Annotated in this window: 2 protein-coding genes; both read left to right on the top strand. The window is 47.3% G+C overall.

Annotated features, from left to right (window positions below):
* The coding region (locus tag SB660_RS21490; protein WP_410584431.1) for a YheC/YheD family protein at positions 1–174 on the top strand (174 nt) is incomplete at its 5' end.
* Positions 164–262 (top strand): hypothetical protein (locus SB660_RS21485; protein ID WP_410584429.1); only part of this gene is annotated, 99 nt, incomplete at its 3' end. The genes SB660_RS21490 and SB660_RS21485, both read left to right, overlap by 11 nt.

The raw sequence follows: 262 nt of genomic DNA, 5'->3' as shown, positions 1-262 counted from the left end.
CTTGCTAAGGACGGGAGAATTTGGATTTTAGATATCAATTCAAAACCGGGCAGGAAGTCAATCCTGCGTGTCTCTCCCGAGCAAAAAGAACAGCTGTACACTTGTCCCCTAAAGCGCTGCCAATATCTGTTTTCTGAGCAAAGCCAGAAAGGAGTTCTTCCGCGTGAATCCTAAACGGTTTTTGATCGGCATAGACAAAACCAGTGAAAACACCCTGTTTCTGCCCTCTTCGCTGAAGCGAGACGGACTTTTGCATGCCGCA

Source organism: Bacillus sp. SIMBA_005 (assembly GCF_046535585.1).
GTDB lineage: Bacteria > Bacillota > Bacilli > Bacillales > Bacillaceae > Bacillus > Bacillus pumilus.
This window is presented reverse-complemented; position numbering and strand designations above follow the sequence as displayed.